This is a genomic window from Rhodococcus sp. C-2, from assembly GCF_027854095.1.
Lineage (GTDB): Bacteria > Actinomycetota > Actinomycetes > Mycobacteriales > Mycobacteriaceae > Rhodococcus_F > Rhodococcus_F qingshengii.
The window spans coordinates 176,367-191,685 of the sequence record NZ_JAQGFI010000011.1 but is presented as its reverse complement, the minus strand read 5'-3'; the positions used below and the strand labels follow the sequence as shown (position 1 = coordinate 191,685).

Below are 15,319 nucleotides of genomic sequence, written 5' to 3'. Positions count from 1 at the left end.
CGCCTTGCGTCGTCACTCTACGAAAGGGCCTTGTCTCATGCTCATCATCGGAATACTCCTGTTCGGGATCGTCATCGGAGCGGGAGCCCAGCTGATTCTGGGGAAAACGACCGCACGAGTGGACTGGACCTTCGCGTTCATCGCGGGAATCGGTGGTTCGCTGGTCGGCGGATTGCTCGTGAGTTTGATTGCAGGCGACGGATTATCATTGCGCCCGAGCGGCATCCTCGGGTCCCTTGCCGGCGCTGTCATCGTCACCGCGGGGTGGCAGTGGTACCGCGGGAGGAACGCAACTACAACTACGCGTCCGTCTGATCGCTGATTTCCACAGTTCCGTCAGGGGACGGAGAGCGTCGACATATGACCGAACTACTCGATGAAGTCCTCACCGCACATGGCGGAGTCGAACGTTGGCAGTCTGTTTCAGCGATCACGGCACGGGGACGTTTGGGCGGTCTGCTGCCTCAGCGCTTCCCCGGCAACAAGCTGGCGAAGTTCACGGTCGAGGTTGAAGTCGCCGAGCAACGCACTGTCCTCCAAGACTTTCCGCGTGTCGGCGAGTGCGCTGTGTTCGACAAGGGCGTCGTGCGGATCGAAACTCGTGACGGCGAAGAACTCGGGAGTCGAACCGACCCACGTCCAGAGTTTTTCGGGTTGAGTGGAGTCCGGCGCAACCTCCACTGGGACGCGCTCGACACCGCTTACTTTGCCGGCTACGCCTTTTGGAACTATCTGAACGCACCGCTGCTGCTCGCCCGCGACGACATCACTGTCACCGAAGCCGAACCTTGGCAGGAATCCGGGCAGCAATGGCGACGACTACAAGCAACGTTCGCGCCGGCGATCGATACCCATTGCCGGCAGCAGACCTTCTATGTCGACAACGGTGGCCTCATCCGCCGTCACGACTTCGTCGCCGAACCGGTAGGCAGCTGGGCGAAAGCTGCTCTCTACTGCGACCAGCATCGCGAGTTCGACGGTCTCACCTTTCCCACTCGACGACGTGTGCTCCCGAGAGGCCCAGGCGGCCGCGTTCCCTCGCGGCCGACCCTCCTGGCGCTCGACTTCGACGACATCGAGATCAAGCGATGAACATCAGTTCTCGGTTACCTGTTGTCGAGTGTGAACAAACGGAACACGGTCCGCATGCACAGAACGACGCCGACGAAGCCCAGTACCGCACTCGCGAGTGCATAGCCCGACAGCTGAGGTGTGAGTTGTGGTCCGCCAGGTACGAACAGCAGGATCGCCGCGACGATCAGCGCGGTCACTCCCGCCGCCATACCCAGGGCGTTGTTCGCCGACCGTCGTAGCCATCGCCTGTCGTCGGGGTGTGCAACCGAGCGAGTGCGAAGTGTGAAGCTTCCCGACGCGATCGAGGTCGCGATCTGATCGAGCTGACCAGGCAGGCGCCTGACCACCGCGGTTGTGACCGCCGTCGTCGACAGGATTGCCTGCGCGGCTGCAGTCGGGCTGGCGACATGGGTCAACAGTCGGGGTACTTCGGCCCGAACAGCAGCGACGAGGTCGATCTGCGGATCCAGGAGCCGCAGGGCGCGCTCCAAGGACGCGAGCGAACGGAAAGCGGCGGCGACGTCTCCCGGCACTCCGATTCGGTGTTCGCGAAGCACAGTGAACATTCGCGCGAACGATGCCATGGAAACATTGGGTTGGACACTGAGCAGGGTGATCTCTCGGCCCACCTGGTGACGTAGTGCTCCGCGATCAACTTCGGGCGGCACGTCGAATGCCATCAGCATCGCGTCGACTGTCGCCACCGGATCACCTGCGAGGGCAGCGTTGAGGAGCACGGCGAACAAGATCCGTGTCTCGCCGTCCAGAACCCCTACTGCGCCGAAGTCGAGGAGCCCGACCCGGCCGTCATCGAGGATCATGATGTTGCCGGGGTGCAGGTCCGCGTGAAACACGCCGTGGACAAAGATCCCGTCGAGCAACGACGCAAGAAGTTCGTTGGCGATGCTGCTGCGGGTGTCGCGGTCGAGGCCGGTGAGCGCCGACTCACCGTCGGAGAGCGGTGTGCCGTGAAGACGTTCCATCACGAGCACCCGTCCGCTACTGAGGTTGGGGTAGATGTGCGGAACGACGATATCCGGGCGGTTCGACATGGTGGAAGCAATCGCGCCGGTATTCGCTGCTTCGGTGCGGTAGTCGAGTTCCTCGAGCAGTGACGTGACGAGGCCCCCGGCGAGTCGGTGAACGCCGATATCGCGTGCCCAGGGAAAACGGGTCTCCGCGCGGGATGACACGCGAAGGAAGATATCGCAATCCACGCTCACTTGTGCGCTCGCCTCGGGCCGTTGAACCTTCACCACAACGTCGACGCCTTCAACGGTGCGCGCGGAATGTACCTGTGCGACAGAGGCGGCGGCGAACGGCTCCACATCGAACCATGCGAACACCGACTCTGGTGCGTCGCCGAGTTCCGATGCCAGTAGCTCCGCAATGCGGACTGGATCAGCCGGTCGTGCCGAACTTTGCAGAGACGAGAGAGTGCGAGCCAACTCGGGTGGTATGAGGTCGTCTCGCGTGCCGAGGATCTGTCCCAGCTTGACGAAAGTGACACCGCACCGGTTGATTACTTCCATCAGCGCGTCCCCGAACTGAGGCGCTGATGGCCCAGCACGGAGAGCCGGCCCGCCTCCCGCTCGCACGACGATGCCCATGATCTGGACGTATCGCTTGGTTCGTCGCCACGATTTGCGGCTGCGCTGCAATGCTTCTGGCGGTCCGGGGATGGACCCTGTTGGAAGGACAACTTCGAGGAAAACCAATGCGGCCAGGCATGCTGCGAACACCCAGAGCGCGACAACTCCGAAGAATATGAGCGCTGTTCCTACGCTCACCAGAAGTTGATCGTCCTGGCTGGCAATTCCTGCAAGTGTTGCGACGTATCCCGACAGTGGAACCCCCACCGAGAGTGCTATCACCGCGACCGCAAGGGTTCGCGGCCATCCGACTCTCGTCCCCAGCGTTCGTCGCATCACGCCCGCCAGTGCTGCTGCAAGAAATGGCGTCGTGACGATCCAGACCATCAAGTCCATTGCGATAGCGTACGGGTTCGCAATCTGCGATACATCCAGGAAAACCCCGAGCCCACCCCGACTGCCGGGTAACAAGCCCGATAGTGCCCAAGCGTCGAACATGCTTGGGCACTTCGGTGTTCATTCGCTCCGATGTCGACTCGTCCTGATCGACCGTCCAAAACTGCGTTCACTGGCCATCCGCGAGGCCGAACTGCGCATCATGCTCGTCAGCGATGTCCCGGCCACCTTTCGCGAGGAGCATTACAGCCGAAGAACAGGCTGCGATGGACGCCGAGCAGAAGTGAGACCGAGTGGACTCCTTTAAAGAATGGGGCCGCCGGTGAACAGGTTGACGAGACTCACCGCGAAGAACTGGACGATCGCTATGGCGGTGGCAAACGGGTCGCCCGCATACGTAGCTTGGTTGACCCATTCGTTGAATGCGTTGATCGAACCCATTGTGATTCCTCCTGAGTAGTGATGGCGTGATTGATTGAAACTGGTGGTTTGACACTCGACACGAGGGACGTAGTACGGATCCAGCGCAGTTGGGCATATGAGGCCACGAACGGTCGGTGACGAGCGCCGACAGTACGCTGCGGTTGCGGCCCTATGCGCTTCGAATGTAGTTTCCCGACTTAGGAATACCGTGAAGGACGGGCGGATTCGGTTACGAGTATCCCGCGACAGACGACATCGTCAATATTATGATGTCGGCAACAAACGCGACGACGGCACCAATCGGATTCTGGACAATCCACAAAATTACTTCAGTCATGTTCTCGGTCCTTCCTTAGCGTAAGACGCGTAATCGAATACTCGACCAGCTGTTGCAGTACCCGGCCCCGTTCGGCGAATTAAACCGTTGCCGAGGATGATTGGCGCAAATAGATAGATCGCACACCGGGGGGCGTTGAATCAACTCGCCCAATCGTTGCACCTCTGTGCTCCGGGTTCGATTCGTTACCAATATCTTTCGGAGAAGGGGTGATCAGTCCCATCAGCGATCGGTACCCCGCGTGCGAAACCTTTTTCCGTAACCACCTGCCCAGCAACGTCGTAACGTCAGAGGTGGCAGTTGGCGAGGCCGACCGTCTTCTCGAGATCGTGGCGAGTTTTGCTGGGCAGATGTGACACTACCTCGCGGTCTCGCCGGATCAGTCTTCCTTTCGGACATCGATGGCTGTTCTTCGTGTGGTTGTTACACAATCGACGGAATCGCTGTTGGGGGTGGCGATGCGCAGCTATTTCCTCTGCGAATCTTCAGGAATTGCCTGCGACACCCGTGGATACGGATCCTCGATCTCCACCGAGCGCAATTCCGTGTGCCGACAAACATCGCAGTGCTTCCGACCGGATCGATGCACCCAGAACCAATCGCCGTCACGCACAAAGGGCCAGACGGTTCTGGGAAAGACCCAAGCGCTCCTGCAGTTCCCGGCGATCTGTTGCGCCAGTTCGAGTTCACACTTGATCTAACTGGTCGACGCATAGTGGTGTACCGGTAGCCAAAAGAGTCCCGCCGGTCGGTTAGTGTTGACGGTGAGATACGACGCGGAGGTGGCTGTGAGAATCTGGAACTGGTTGATGCTCAAAATTTCAGCAATCGGCGGGTCGCCGAAATTTCGGAAGATAGTCGACAGTCCGATTTGGGCGGGCGCCAATGACCGCAAGCTCTGACTGAGCGGGCGGCAGATTCTCCAATTTGCAATTGCCGACCTGCGACTGCGAGCACGCTCACGGCCTGCTGCGACAGGAACGCGACTGTCGACCTGAATTTATCCGCAATCGATATGGGAGGGCTTGTGGGAGTCTGGGGTCCGGGAAACTTTGACAGTGACACCGTCGCGGATGGGTTGGGGGCCCTGACCGGTCGAATCGTGGACGACATCACTGCCGAGTTCGAAGACGATTCGAGTCTGGAGCCGGATGAATGGGGCGGGGAGATGGTGCCGGCGTGGCTCGAGATCCTCACCGATATTGCCCAGACGAAACGAGTCGGTGTGACGTTTCCATCCACGCGAGTGCTGATCGACTGGCGCGATCGATATCTGCGCGTGTGGGATGGCTACATTGACGAACTCGAACCGGACGAGGATCACAAGGTCGCTCGACGTGCAGTGCTCGTCCATACCTTCGAACAGGCGGTCGCCCTCGCAGCCGAGCGCGAACAGGCATAAACCTGGTGCGGCCGCGCTACTGACAATAGATCCGTCAGTTCCCCGGTGGAACGACGGTGAACGTGAACCCTCCGGAAGTCATTGCGTTGGCTTCTTCGAACATCGAACAGAGAGCTTCGGCGGCGTCGGTCGCCAATGCTCGGGCAGCGCTGGGGGTTCGACCTCGGGCAGTCACCGCGAGCCCAGGTACGTCCGCATCTGTGATCGTCAGATCGGACTCGTAGTCGGAAGCACTGCCACCGAGTATCTGCGCGAGGAGATGGTCTTCGTCCACCACAGACCTCCCGCTACGACCAGAATGGCGGCGGCAACGGCCACCATTACCTGACCGCGGCGGTCGGAGAGGAATGTTCTCATCTGTCAGTTGTACCGCCTTGGCCGGCTGATTGACCGGCTTCATCACTACCTTGTCGGCGGCTGGTCCGCGAGATCACGTCCGCTTCGCATCGTCATGATTGCGGACGAACTTCATGAGTCGGGGAATTACCCGATCAGGTATGTGTCCCAGGATTCCGTGGCCGGTTCCGGCATAAATCTCCACTTCGGCTTCAGGTACGAGATCAGCTAACCTCGCGGCCACCTGCTCGGGGCTGGAGACCACCGTCTCAGCGCCGGAGATTACGAGCATTGGGACCGAGATCGACTGCACTTCTGCATCTTTGAGCATTCGTGCCCACCCGACACCGGGCCGGTAGTTCAATGCCTCTGTAACCAAAGCGAACTCGCGATCGCCGATGACGTACCCGGGGGACAGCCAATCGTTGAGCTCGCGAATATTTTTGTCGGTGCGGCGCATACCGGCGCGGATCATCTTCAGCAGCACACGCCACGAGGGCTTGTCGAAGACTCCACCCGGTTCGATTAGGGTCACACTCGCCAGTCGTTCAGGGGCGTGAAGTGCTACTAGAACGGCGTGCCACGCACCATGCGAGTAGCCGACCAGGTGGACGCGATCGACCCCGAGTTCGTTCAATACCTCGCCCACCCAGGTGGCGAAGTCGGATTCCCCGGTCAATGGAGCGGTCTGCACACTGCGGCCTGCAGTACCGATCGTGTCCAGCGCATAAACGACTCGGTCTCGGCACAGGTCCTCGATGACGATGTGCCATTGCAGACAATTGGCGCCGACTGCGTGCAGCAGGACGATCGGCGTCTCCGTGCCGGTCCCCGACCTACGGACATGGGTGGTTCCGAACGATGTCGGCACGTCGAGTTGTGTCGACGGAACCGGCCAGGTGCCCTCCAGTTCTCGGTAGATGCTCTCGTACGCCTGCTTTGATGCCTCGTTCTTGAATCGTCCGATCTTCGGCATGAGCCTCCCTCTCGCTGCTTTCAATTTTGATGGTATGACCGTATCACTAATGCGGTACGTGCGTATCATTAACGGGTCAAAGTCATCCATATCGAAAGGGGAAGGACAGCCTCATGCCGCGACTGGTCGACCATGAAGTGAGGCAACGGGAGATCACCGATGCGGTGCGGCGAGTGATTGTCGACGGTGGGCTCGCGGCGGTGACATTTCAGTCCGTTGCTGCCGAGGCCGGGATTTCGGTGCGACTCGTGCAGTACTACTTCGGCACGAAGCGGGAATTCCTTCTCGCGACGCATCAAGCTGTGCGTCAGGATGCGGGTGCTCGCTTGATGCAGGAGTTGTCTGTTCTTGGCGCGGAAGCGACACCCCGCGAGGTTATTTCAGCGTTCCTTGTTGGCATGCTCCCGCTCGATCGACAACGTCGGGAGGAAGCGATTGTTCTCGGCGCCTTCCACGCTGCCGCACTGACCGGACAAGGAATCGCCGCCGAGGAAACCCTCACTGCGCCAAGAGAGTTGACAGCGCTCATTTCCGGCCAGCTTCAACGAGTGACCAATCGGGACGCGGTTGCGCCGTCAATGGATCCCGACCTCGACGCCGAGCTCATTCTGGCGGCTGTCGCCGGGCTCGCCCAGGGGATGCTTCCCGGCTACGGCACAGCAGAATTGGCGGTGCAGTTGGTTGAGCGTCTCCTCGATCGCATTCTCGGGCCGACGAGACCTCAGGCCACGAATCAACCCGAAGTCGGCCGCCGTTAGTATTCCGGGATGTCTCCTGTGAACCCAGCGCTCGCCGGCCGGGTGTTTCCCTCGTCTTCGTACCTTGTCGGGCGCGAGAAGATTCGCGAGTTCGCTCTGGCGGTGCGTTCGAGCAATCCCTTGCATCATGATGTCGGTGTCGCCAGGGAGGCCGGGTTCGTCGATGTCATCGCACCGACAACGTTCACAACCGTTGTCCAGCAACGAGCGATCATGGCACTGCTGCGCACGCCGGATACCGGGCTCGATCCGACTCGTGTGGTCCATACTTCCGAGAAGATCGAGCATCAGCGTCCGATAGTCGCCGGCGATGACCTGTCTACGACACTGACGATTACAGGGGTGACAGTGCGTGCAGGCAGTGCGATCCTGTCGACAGTTTCCGAGATCCACGACGTGACCGACGCTTTGGTAGCAACGGTCACCTCGACGCTGCTGGCGCGAGGAGAAGGCGCATGACCGTACCCGTCGTGCCGGTTTTCGAAAACCTCGTCCTCGGTGACATCGTCGCGAAGGTTGATCTGGTCCTCACTCGTGATGACCTAGTTCGCTACGCCGGTGCCTCCGGCGACATGAACCCGATCCATTTCAACGACGCAATCGCTACCGCGGCTGGGCTACCGGGAGTTCTGGCTCACGGAATGCTCACTGCCGGAATTGCTTTGAAGGCCATCGTCGACTGGGTTGGCGATCCGAGTGGTGTGTTCTCGTACGAAACTCGCTTTACTCGACCCGTCGTAGTCGATGCCGTCGATGGTGCTGATCTCTCCATCACTGCGAAGATCGCGCGGATCGACGCCACGATGCGGACAACGCGGATCGATGTCACAGTCACGCACAAGGGCCAGACGGTTCTGGGAAAGACCCAGGCGCACCTTCAGTTCCCGGGCGCCTGACAGGAGTGCGGGCTGTCACTGGTCACATCGGGACCTACGCATCCGGGCGGGAGATCAACTGCATTGTGGCGCAGCACTACCGGAAAGACACCAACAGCTCGTCCGACGCTTGCATCGGTGCGTATCCGTCGGCGATGACGCGCCGACAGCCGTCGAGTTCGACGGTGAGTAATTGTTCCTCGTTCGTAGGACGGTCCACGTAGATCGTCGACGCCACCTCGGTGGCCACCGCGTCACAGTCGGGAGCGGGTGGAAGTCCGTCGAAGGTTTCCGTCGTAGACGATGTGCCTACGAATTCGGTGGAGGAGAATCGGCAGAAAACGCTGCCCGCCGACAGCAACGTCAGCGCCGCGGTACCTGTTGTGGCTGGTCGGTAGGCCGGCCGACAATGCGACAGTTCGTAGATCTAATCGTCGGACAACGCTATTCGGTGTTCGGTACTGCCGACCGGTGTCAGTTCCTTGATGGCGGCCAGGCCACCGGGTTTCGGTAGTCCACACGAATCGGAGGGATACCCCGGCCGAGTTGCTCGGCCTCGATCGTCGACCAACCAGAATTGCTCCAGGACAGCCAGGCTGTAGTTGTCACCGCAGCCTTCGGGGAACCAAGTCTTGTGCGCGGACGAGCGGTTCAGCATTTCCACCGCCCGACTGAAATCGCCCTCCCAACGGTGAGCAGAGAAGCTGACGGTTCGGTCGGCTGCCACGTTGTCGCTGACAAACGGGTCGCACGTGACGGCGGCGACGGGTACGAAATCGTCTGGAACTGTCGCAGTTGGTGTCGTCTGGAGCGGGCCGATCGGATACGGGGTCGCGCACCCCAGCGTCTCGGCGTCGACTATTGCGGCAACAGGACGGTCGGGGATGGTCACGTGCCAAATGCCGGCAACAGCGAGGATGACGATCACGACTGCGAACCAACGCCAGAGCATGAGCACACCGTATCGGTCCCGATGTGCGCCGAGGCTTAGTCCTCCGTTTACCGCCGAAGTCCTCGCATCCAAATTGAGTGGATCCAGGTTGCGGCTCGCAGATATGGTCCACTGGTGGCGCATCCGAATGGTCGAAACGACAGTCCGATCCTGGTGATTGGTGCCGGCGTCGTCGGCGCGTCGATCGCGTATCACCTGGCGCGCGTTGGTCTCCGAGTCACCGTGCTGGAGCACGGCTCGGTGGCGGGAGGGGTGACCGGCAACTCCTTTGCCTGGGTCGGCCTCTCGAAGAGTGCCGCAGAAACTTACTCAGATCCGTTCCGGCAAGGCGCTGCAGTCGAAATCGACCGCCTGGAGCGCGAACTCGTCGAGCCAATCGGTTTGCGCCGCAGAGGCGCGATCACCTGGGAAGAGACGGAAGCGGAGACTCGAGCGTTCGTAGATGCTCATCGAGCACTCGGCCATCCCGTCGACCTCATCGGTAAAGAGGAAATCCTTGCTCGTGAGCCGGGATTGCGGACGGCCCCCTCGGTCGCAACGTACGCGCCTGATGACGGTGGCGTTGACCCGGTTGCGTTCGCTCGATCGCTCCTGCGAGGTGCCGAAGAGTACGGTGCCACAGTGTATTCCGATGTCAGTGCGCTCGGGGTGCTCGCGGAGGGCATGAGAGTGTGCGGAGTAAAGACTGCCGACGGTCCCGTCTACGGATCGGCCACCGTGCTCGCTGCGGGTACCGCGATTCCTGGACTCGCGGCGTCGGCGGGAGTGGACGTCGAGGTCGACGCCTCCCCGTGTTGCCTCATCAGATTCTCGACGCCCCACCCATTGGTGAACGGAATACTCTCCTCTCCGGATTTCGAGATCCGGCAATTGGACGACACGACACTGATTGCGGCTGAAGATGTTCCGGTCGGGTTCTCCGGAGATGCTCGTGAGCTTGCGGGGCCGACGCTGCGCGCGATCCGCAGTCAGCTCGAGGACGGTGACCAAGTGGAACTGATCGAGGCGGTAGTCGCTGACCGTCCCATCCCGCGTGGTGGCCGCCCGCTGCTGGGCTTCGCCGAAGGCGTGTCGGGGCTCTATCTGGCCGCGACGCATCCGGCGATCATTCTGTCCGGAGCAATTGGAGCCCACGTGGCCGGGGACTTCGCCCGAGCGTCAACCCTGGACGGTTAGACGACGACGCCGGAGCCCGGTTCGACAAGGTTCGAGCCGATATTGCGGTTCCTAGTTCTCTCTAGGACACGCGCTAGAGAGCGGGATATTCGTCTACTCGGCTTGTACCGTCGATGGGCATGGACCCCGTGCGCAATCCGTATGCCCCCGGTGCCGGTCAACGCCCGCCGGAACTCGCCGGGCGCGACAAGCAGATCGACGCCTTCGACGTCGTTCTCGAGCGAATTGCGCGTGGCCGCCCGGAACGAAGTGTTGTCCTCACCGGATTGCGTGGCGTCGGCAAGACCGTCCTGCTCAATCAGTTGCGTTCGGCCGCGATCTCCCGAAGCTGGGGGACAGGCAAGATCGAGGCGCGCCCCGATCAGGATTTACGACGCCCACTCTCGTCAGCGCTCCACATGGCAGTCCGAGAGATCGCGGTCTCCCATCGCGATCCGGAGCGGGTCGAGCAGTTCCTCGGAGTCCTCAAATCGTTTGCCCTACGCGCCACTGCAGACAAGGGAATGCGCGAGCGCTGGCAACCAGGCATCGACGCACCTGCGATCAAAGGTCGCGCGGACAGCGGCGACATCGAGATCGACCTGGTCGAGTTGCTGCTCGACGCGTCGTCGCTGGCCAGAGATGTCGGCGTCGGGATCGCCATCTTCATCGACGAGATGCAGGACCTCGGAGCAGCGGATGTCTCGGCGATCTGCGGGGCCTGCCACGAGTTGAGTCAGGACGCGGCACCGCTGATCGTCGTCGGTGCAGGGCTTCCGCATCTGCCTGCTGTGCTGTCGGCGTCGAAAAGCTACTCGGAGCGCCTGTTCAGCTACCACCGGATCGACCGCCTCGAGCGTGAAGCTGCAGATCAGGCGCTGATTGCACCTGCCGAGCGTGAGGACGTCGAGTTCACCGAATCCGCGCTCGACGCTCTGTACGAAGCGGCTGACGGGTACCCGTACTTCGTTCAGGCCTACGGAAAAGCCACGTGGGATGTGGCGGCGTCGAGTCCGATCACGGCAGAAGACGTGCGCGTCGGCGCGCCGACGGCTGAGGAAGAACTCGCTGTCGGTTTCTTCGGATCGCGGTACGAGCGAGCAACGCCCGCGGAGCGTGAGTACATGCGCGCCATGGCCGATCTCGCCGGTGACGACGGGCCCGTCGCAACCGCGAAGATCGCCGTCGAGTTGGGGCGCAAACCGGCTTCCCTGTCGCCGGCACGCGATGGACTGATCAAGAAGGGGCTGATCTATTCGGCAGAACGTGGATCCATCGGATTCACGGTCCCGCACTTCGGCCGATACCTGCGCGGACAAGCGGAGTGAACGCGCTCGAAACCGCGTGGGATCGGGTGGCGGCGCTCAGTCCCAATCCGCCGGTGTGGGTGGTTCAACTGGCCGCGTTGATCGCCGTGATCATCGTTCTCGAACCACACCTGTGGCGGATCGCCCGCAACGTCGTCACCATCGCACACGAGGGCGCTCATCTGATCGTCGCCGTCCTGGTCGGCCGACGGTTGAAAGGTCTTCGCCTGCATTCGGATACGTCGGGTGTCGCGATTTCGTCGGGCAAACCGACCGGCTTCGGCGTCATTCTGATGACGTTCGCGGGGTACGTCGGACCGTCGATTCTCGGACTCGGCGCGGCCGGGTTGTTGGGCGCGCAGCGTGCGGTCTCGGTGCTGTGGATCGGCGTATTCGTCATCGCGGTGATGATGGTCCTGATCCGAAACCTCTACGGAGTCTTCTCACTTGCAGTCGTGGGAGCCGTGTTGTTCGGGCTCGTCTGGTGGGGGACCCAGGAGCAGCAAGTGGCCGCAGCGTACTTCCTGACGCTCTTCCTGCTCTTTGCCGGACCGCGCCCGGTCGTGGAACTTCAACGGCAGCGAATGCGGCGAGGCGGGGCACCGGACTCGGACGCCGACCAATTGGCCAGGCTCTCACCGATACCCGCGATCGTCTGGGTCGGTTTGTTTCTGCTCGTGAACGTCGCGGTGCTCGTGCTCGGCGGATGGTGGATCCTGCGCCCGGTGGGTGGCTGACCGCATTGATCAGTTGTCCTGACGGGACAATGGATCAACGATTGTTGATGCTCCGCGGCCGTAGTCATCGCGTGAAGGCGCTCATATCGTGGAAGTCGACGAGTGGTCGTGCCGGGACTTCCCGCGGCCACATCCGCAGCGACGAAGACCGTCGACGATGACAAGGATTCGTTTTGGACGACAAGAACTTCCGCGGACGAACCGCGATCATGTCCGGGGGAAGCCGTGGCATCGGACTTGCCATCGCCCGTGCGATAGCGCGCCGCGGCGGAAATATCGTGTTGCTCGCCAAGACCGATACGCCGGATCCCAGGCTGCCCGGAACTGTCCACACGGCTGTGGAGGAGTTGAACGAGCTCGAGGGTCATGCCGTTCCGGTCGTCGGCGACGTGAGGAACGACGACGACATCGCGCGGGCCGTGGCTGCAGCGGTAGAGCACTTCGGTGGCATCGACATCGTGGTCAACAACGCGAGCGTCCTCGACATCTCGAAAACCGAAGATCTCGCGATGAAGCGATTCGATCTGATGCAGCAGGTCAACGTCCGTGGCACATTCGCGCTCACCCGCGCCTGCCTTCCGTACCTTCAGGTTTCGGCCAACGCGCACGTGTTGACGCTGTCGCCGCCGCTCAACTTTTCGCCGCACTGGTTGGGTGCTCATCCGGGCTACATGCTGGCCAAATACGGAATGACATTGGCGGCCTTGGGTATCGCCGCAGAGTATTCAGGTGCACCGATTTCGAGTAATTGCCTGTGGCCGGAGACCATGATCGCCACGGCCGCTGTCGGAAACCTGCTCGGGGGAGACGACAGTATCGAGCACTCGCGTTCACCCGAGATCATGGCCGATGCGGCTGTCGAGATTCTCGGGCGTCCCGCCGGCACGGATACCGGTCGTACAGTGCTCGACGTCGAGATCTTGCGCGAGGCGGGGATCTCGGATTTCTCGCAGTACGGCGGTCGGTCACCGTTGGCGATCGACATCTTCGTCGACGCTCCAATTCCGTGATCTCGGGCGATCTACAGGTATCTAGCCAAATCGCTAGATACCTGTAGATCTTCCTCACGCCACTTCGTGCTCGCCGCCCGGGGCAACCTTCTGAAGTCCGCGATATGCGTCGCTGGCACTTTGGCGACCACCGATGACGGCCTCGACCTCCGCGGCAATCGGCATGTCGACGCCGTATTCACGGGCCAGATCCATGACAGTGGGGGCGGTCTTGACGCCCTCGGCGACCTGACCGAGCTTGGCGACCGCCTCCTCGACGGTCAATCCCTGCGCCAGAGCTTCGCCGACGCGACGGTTCCGAGAAGTCGGAGCCATGCAGGTGGCAATCAGATCGCCGACGCCCGTCAAGCCGGCAAAGGTGCGTGGGTTGGCGCCCATCGCTTCACCGAGTCGGGTCATCTCGGCGAGACCACGTGCGAGCACCATCGCACGAGTGTTGTCACCGACTCCCAGACCGTCGGCCATGCCCGAGGCGATGGCAACGATGTTCTTGAGGATGCCGCCGAGTTCGCAGCCGAGCACGTCGGTGTTGCGGTAGACGCGGAAGACCGACGACGCGAACAGGGGTTGCAGCGCGGCGGCGACACGATCGTCCTGGGTGGCCACGACCGATGCCGCGGCCATGCCGTCGACGATTTCTTTGGCGATGTTGGGGCCCGCGAGCAATCCGACGGGATGGCCGGGCAGGCACTCGGCGATCACTTCGGTGGGACGCTGCCGGGTGCCGGGCTCGAGGCCCTTGGACAGTGACAACACCGGGACCCACGCCCGAACCTCGTTGGCGATCTCGGCGAGGGTGGAGCGAACGGCGTGCGATGGCACCCCGCATACGAGTACGTCCGCTTCGCGGGCGGCTTCGACCAGATCCGAGGTTGCCTTGAGCCCCTTGGGAAGTTTGCGCTCACCAAGGTATTTGGAGTTGGTCCGTTGCGAATTGATCTCGTCGGCTGCTTCGGAATTGCGTGCCCACAACAGGGTCGGGGTGTTGCGGGCGGCGAGGCCGGCCACCGTGGTTCCCCACGATCCGGCACCGAGGACGACGACGCGTACCGGGCGGGCCATCAGAGTGCGCTGTTCTGGGTAGCGAGTGCTGTCATGGCGCCAAGCGTTCCACTTGCGGAGCAGTTGCGGGCCAATTCCGCCGAGTCTGTGGCTCGACTTACAGATGAGGCGGCGGTTCGGGGCTTTCGCGCATTGTTTCGACCGCTTCTGCGGATTCCGCGACGATCGAGCGCATGGCGGCTTCCGCGGCGTCGGCGTCCCCGGCCTGAATAGCAGATGCGACCACTCCGTGCAGGTGAATCGCTTCGGGGTCGGCCTCGTGGGGCATCAACGAGTGGCGGGTGCGGCCTTCGAGTATCTCGACGACGATCTGCGACATCGCCCGCAGCATCGGGTTGCCGGAAGCGGCGAGCAGTGTGCGGTGAAAGTCGGAATCATGGCCGAGGTACGCGTCGGTATCGGCAGCGCGCGAGGTAGCTGACATGCCGATGACGGCTGCAGTGAGAGCGCCGCACTGCTCAGGTGTGGCGCGAGTTGCGGCGAGTCGCGCAGCCAGAGGTTCGATGCCGGAACGGAGTTCGCTGAGGATAGACAGCTGCTCGAACCGATCAGGACCGGCCAGTTGCCAGCGGATGACATTGGGGTCGAGCGAGTTCCAGTGTTCGGAGCCCAGGATGGTGATTCCGACGCGTCGACGAACCGAGGCGAGTCCGAGGGATTCGAGAACGCGGACAACTTCGCGGATGACGGTTCGCGACACGTCGTATCGCGTTGCCACCTCGTCGGCGGAGATCGTGGTTCCCGGAGCGAGCACACCACCGACTATGTCTTGGCCGAGCTGTTCCAGCATCGAGTCGTGTAACTGCTGAAACGGGACAGAAGGCATACGTAGATCGTCCCATGCGTATGGAGTAAGGCCGGTGGAAGCCGAATAAATACTACAAATTAGTGTCTGCTCTTGAAATTGTAGGTTAATTAAGGAACAGT

The 15,319-nt window shown here is 61.7% G+C and carries 18 protein-coding genes; 10 read left to right on the top strand and 8 right to left on the bottom strand.

Annotated features, from left to right (window positions below):
- Positions 1–37: 37 nt before the first annotated feature.
- Both PCS43_RS23410 and PCS43_RS23405 read left to right on the top strand, forming a co-directional pair.
- The gene (locus PCS43_RS23410; RefSeq protein WP_209910045.1) at positions 38–322 is read left to right on the top strand and encodes a hypothetical protein; all 285 of its coding nucleotides are present in this window, start codon (positions 38–40) and stop codon (positions 320–322) included.
- Between the two features lie 38 nt (positions 323–360).
- A complete protein-coding gene (locus PCS43_RS23405) occupies positions 361–1,092 on the top strand; it encodes a hypothetical protein (RefSeq protein WP_054188440.1) in 732 nt (243 codons plus the stop codon).
- 14 nt (positions 1,093–1,106) lie between these two features.
- Here PCS43_RS23405 and PCS43_RS23400 read toward each other — a convergent pair whose 3' ends face one another.
- Both PCS43_RS23400 and PCS43_RS23395 read right to left on the bottom strand, forming a co-directional pair.
- Complete coding sequence (locus tag PCS43_RS23400) at positions 1,107–3,062, bottom strand: ABC1 kinase family protein (protein WP_238704837.1); 1,956 nt, start codon at positions 3,060–3,062, stop codon at positions 1,107–1,109.
- Positions 3,063–3,365: 303 nt separating this feature from the next.
- Positions 3,366–3,503, bottom strand: a complete 138-nt coding sequence (locus tag PCS43_RS23395) for a hypothetical protein (protein ID WP_021345701.1) — start codon at positions 3,501–3,503, stop codon at positions 3,366–3,368.
- A gap of 1,421 nt (positions 3,504–4,924) precedes the next feature.
- On the opposite strand from PCS43_RS23395, the gene PCS43_RS23390 reads away from it, so the two are divergent.
- On the top strand, positions 4,925–5,224 hold the full coding sequence (locus tag PCS43_RS23390; RefSeq protein WP_245219636.1) for a DUF4259 domain-containing protein: 300 nt from the start codon (positions 4,925–4,927) through the stop codon (positions 5,222–5,224).
- A 34-nt stretch (positions 5,225–5,258) separates the two neighbouring features.
- On the opposite strand, the gene PCS43_RS23385 is transcribed toward PCS43_RS23390, so the two are convergent.
- Complete coding sequence (locus PCS43_RS23385) at positions 5,259–5,498, bottom strand: hypothetical protein (RefSeq protein WP_041815312.1); 240 nt, start codon at positions 5,496–5,498, stop codon at positions 5,259–5,261.
- A 156-nt stretch (positions 5,499–5,654) separates the two neighbouring features.
- Positions 5,655–6,536, bottom strand: a complete 882-nt coding sequence (locus PCS43_RS23380) for an alpha/beta fold hydrolase (protein WP_073512592.1) — start codon at positions 6,534–6,536, stop codon at positions 5,655–5,657.
- A 113-nt stretch (positions 6,537–6,649) separates the two neighbouring features.
- Between PCS43_RS23380 and PCS43_RS23375 the strand changes: the two genes are divergently transcribed.
- Genes PCS43_RS23375 through PCS43_RS23365 form a run of 3 tightly spaced genes read left to right on the top strand, consistent with a single transcriptional unit; the run spans position 6,650 to position 8,190 of the window.
- Entirely contained in the window at positions 6,650–7,294 is a 645-nt protein-coding gene (locus tag PCS43_RS23375; RefSeq protein ID WP_007729967.1) for a TetR/AcrR family transcriptional regulator, read from the top strand.
- 9 nt (positions 7,295–7,303) lie between these two features.
- Positions 7,304–7,753, top strand: coding sequence for an FAS1-like dehydratase domain-containing protein (locus PCS43_RS23370; protein WP_019745537.1), 450 nt, complete (start codon positions 7,304–7,306; stop codon positions 7,751–7,753).
- On the top strand, positions 7,750–8,190 hold the full coding sequence (locus PCS43_RS23365; protein WP_003940034.1) for a MaoC/PaaZ C-terminal domain-containing protein: 441 nt from the start codon (positions 7,750–7,752) through the stop codon (positions 8,188–8,190). Before PCS43_RS23370 ends, PCS43_RS23365 begins: the two co-directional genes overlap by 4 nt.
- A 76-nt stretch (positions 8,191–8,266) precedes the next feature.
- On the opposite strand, the gene PCS43_RS23360 is transcribed toward PCS43_RS23365, so the two are convergent.
- A complete protein-coding gene (locus tag PCS43_RS23360; RefSeq protein WP_245361496.1) occupies positions 8,267–8,419 on the bottom strand; it encodes a hypothetical protein in 153 nt (50 codons plus the stop codon).
- 177 nt (positions 8,420–8,596) lie between these two features.
- Entirely contained in the window at positions 8,597–9,121 is a 525-nt protein-coding gene (locus PCS43_RS23355) for a hypothetical protein (RefSeq protein WP_245361495.1), read from the bottom strand.
- A gap of 114 nt (positions 9,122–9,235) precedes the next feature.
- Here PCS43_RS23355 and PCS43_RS23350 point away from each other — a divergent pair, with 114 nt between their 5' ends.
- The 4 genes from PCS43_RS23350 (at position 9,236) to PCS43_RS23335 (ending at position 13,330) form a co-directional block, all read left to right on the top strand.
- Complete coding sequence (locus PCS43_RS23350; RefSeq protein WP_209910042.1) at positions 9,236–10,297, top strand: NAD(P)/FAD-dependent oxidoreductase; 1,062 nt, start codon at positions 9,236–9,238, stop codon at positions 10,295–10,297.
- Between the two features lie 119 nt (positions 10,298–10,416).
- Positions 10,417–11,604 (top strand): ATP-binding protein, encoded by a 1,188-nt coding sequence (locus PCS43_RS23345; RefSeq protein ID WP_007729973.1) that lies wholly within the window; start codon positions 10,417–10,419, stop codon positions 11,602–11,604.
- Positions 11,601–12,320, top strand: coding sequence for a M50 family metallopeptidase (locus tag PCS43_RS23340; protein ID WP_007729974.1), 720 nt, complete (start codon positions 11,601–11,603; stop codon positions 12,318–12,320). The genes PCS43_RS23345 and PCS43_RS23340 overlap by 4 nt, the downstream gene beginning before the upstream one ends.
- A gap of 173 nt (positions 12,321–12,493) precedes the next feature.
- The gene (locus PCS43_RS23335; protein ID WP_209910039.1) at positions 12,494–13,330 is read left to right on the top strand and encodes an SDR family oxidoreductase; all 837 of its coding nucleotides are present in this window, start codon (positions 12,494–12,496) and stop codon (positions 13,328–13,330) included.
- 54 nt (positions 13,331–13,384) lie between these two features.
- Here PCS43_RS23335 and PCS43_RS23330 read toward each other — a convergent pair whose 3' ends face one another.
- Together PCS43_RS23330 and PCS43_RS23325 are read right to left on the bottom strand one after the other, a co-directional pair.
- A complete protein-coding gene (locus tag PCS43_RS23330; RefSeq protein ID WP_003940093.1) occupies positions 13,385–14,392 on the bottom strand; it encodes an NAD(P)H-dependent glycerol-3-phosphate dehydrogenase in 1,008 nt (335 codons plus the stop codon).
- Positions 14,393–14,489: 97 nt separating this feature from the next.
- A complete protein-coding gene (locus PCS43_RS23325; RefSeq protein WP_047272025.1) occupies positions 14,490–15,218 on the bottom strand; it encodes a FadR/GntR family transcriptional regulator in 729 nt (242 codons plus the stop codon).
- Between the last annotated feature and the right edge of the window lie 101 nt (positions 15,219–15,319).

Excerpts from the sequence above, each read along its gene's own strand:
- PCS43_RS23410 (WP_209910045.1), top strand. The coding sequence starts at position 38 with ATGCTCATCATCGGAATACTCCTGTTCGGGATCGTCATCGGAGCGGGA.
- PCS43_RS23405 (WP_054188440.1), top strand. The coding sequence starts at position 361 with ATGACCGAACTACTCGATGAAGTCCTCACCGCACATGGCGGAGTCGAA.
- PCS43_RS23400 (WP_238704837.1), bottom strand. The coding sequence starts at position 3,062 with ATGGACTTGATGGTCTGGATCGTCACGACGCCATTTCTTGCAGCAGCA.
- PCS43_RS23395 (WP_021345701.1), bottom strand. The coding sequence starts at position 3,503 with ATGGGTTCGATCAACGCATTCAACGAATGGGTCAACCAAGCTACGTAT.
- PCS43_RS23380 (WP_073512592.1), bottom strand. The coding sequence starts at position 6,536 with ATGCCGAAGATCGGACGATTCAAGAACGAGGCATCAAAGCAGGCGTAC.
- PCS43_RS23375 (WP_007729967.1), top strand. The coding sequence starts at position 6,650 with ATGCCGCGACTGGTCGACCATGAAGTGAGGCAACGGGAGATCACCGAT.
- PCS43_RS23370 (WP_019745537.1), top strand. The coding sequence starts at position 7,304 with ATGTCTCCTGTGAACCCAGCGCTCGCCGGCCGGGTGTTTCCCTCGTCT.
- PCS43_RS23365 (WP_003940034.1), top strand. The coding sequence starts at position 7,750 with ATGACCGTACCCGTCGTGCCGGTTTTCGAAAACCTCGTCCTCGGTGAC.
- PCS43_RS23355 (WP_245361495.1), bottom strand. The coding sequence starts at position 9,121 with ATGCTCTGGCGTTGGTTCGCAGTCGTGATCGTCATCCTCGCTGTTGCC.
- PCS43_RS23345 (WP_007729973.1), top strand. The coding sequence starts at position 10,417 with ATGGACCCCGTGCGCAATCCGTATGCCCCCGGTGCCGGTCAACGCCCG.
- PCS43_RS23330 (WP_003940093.1), bottom strand. The coding sequence starts at position 14,392 with ATGGCCCGCCCGGTACGCGTCGTCGTCCTCGGTGCCGGATCGTGGGGA.
- PCS43_RS23325 (WP_047272025.1), bottom strand. The coding sequence starts at position 15,218 with ATGCCTTCTGTCCCGTTTCAGCAGTTACACGACTCGATGCTGGAACAG.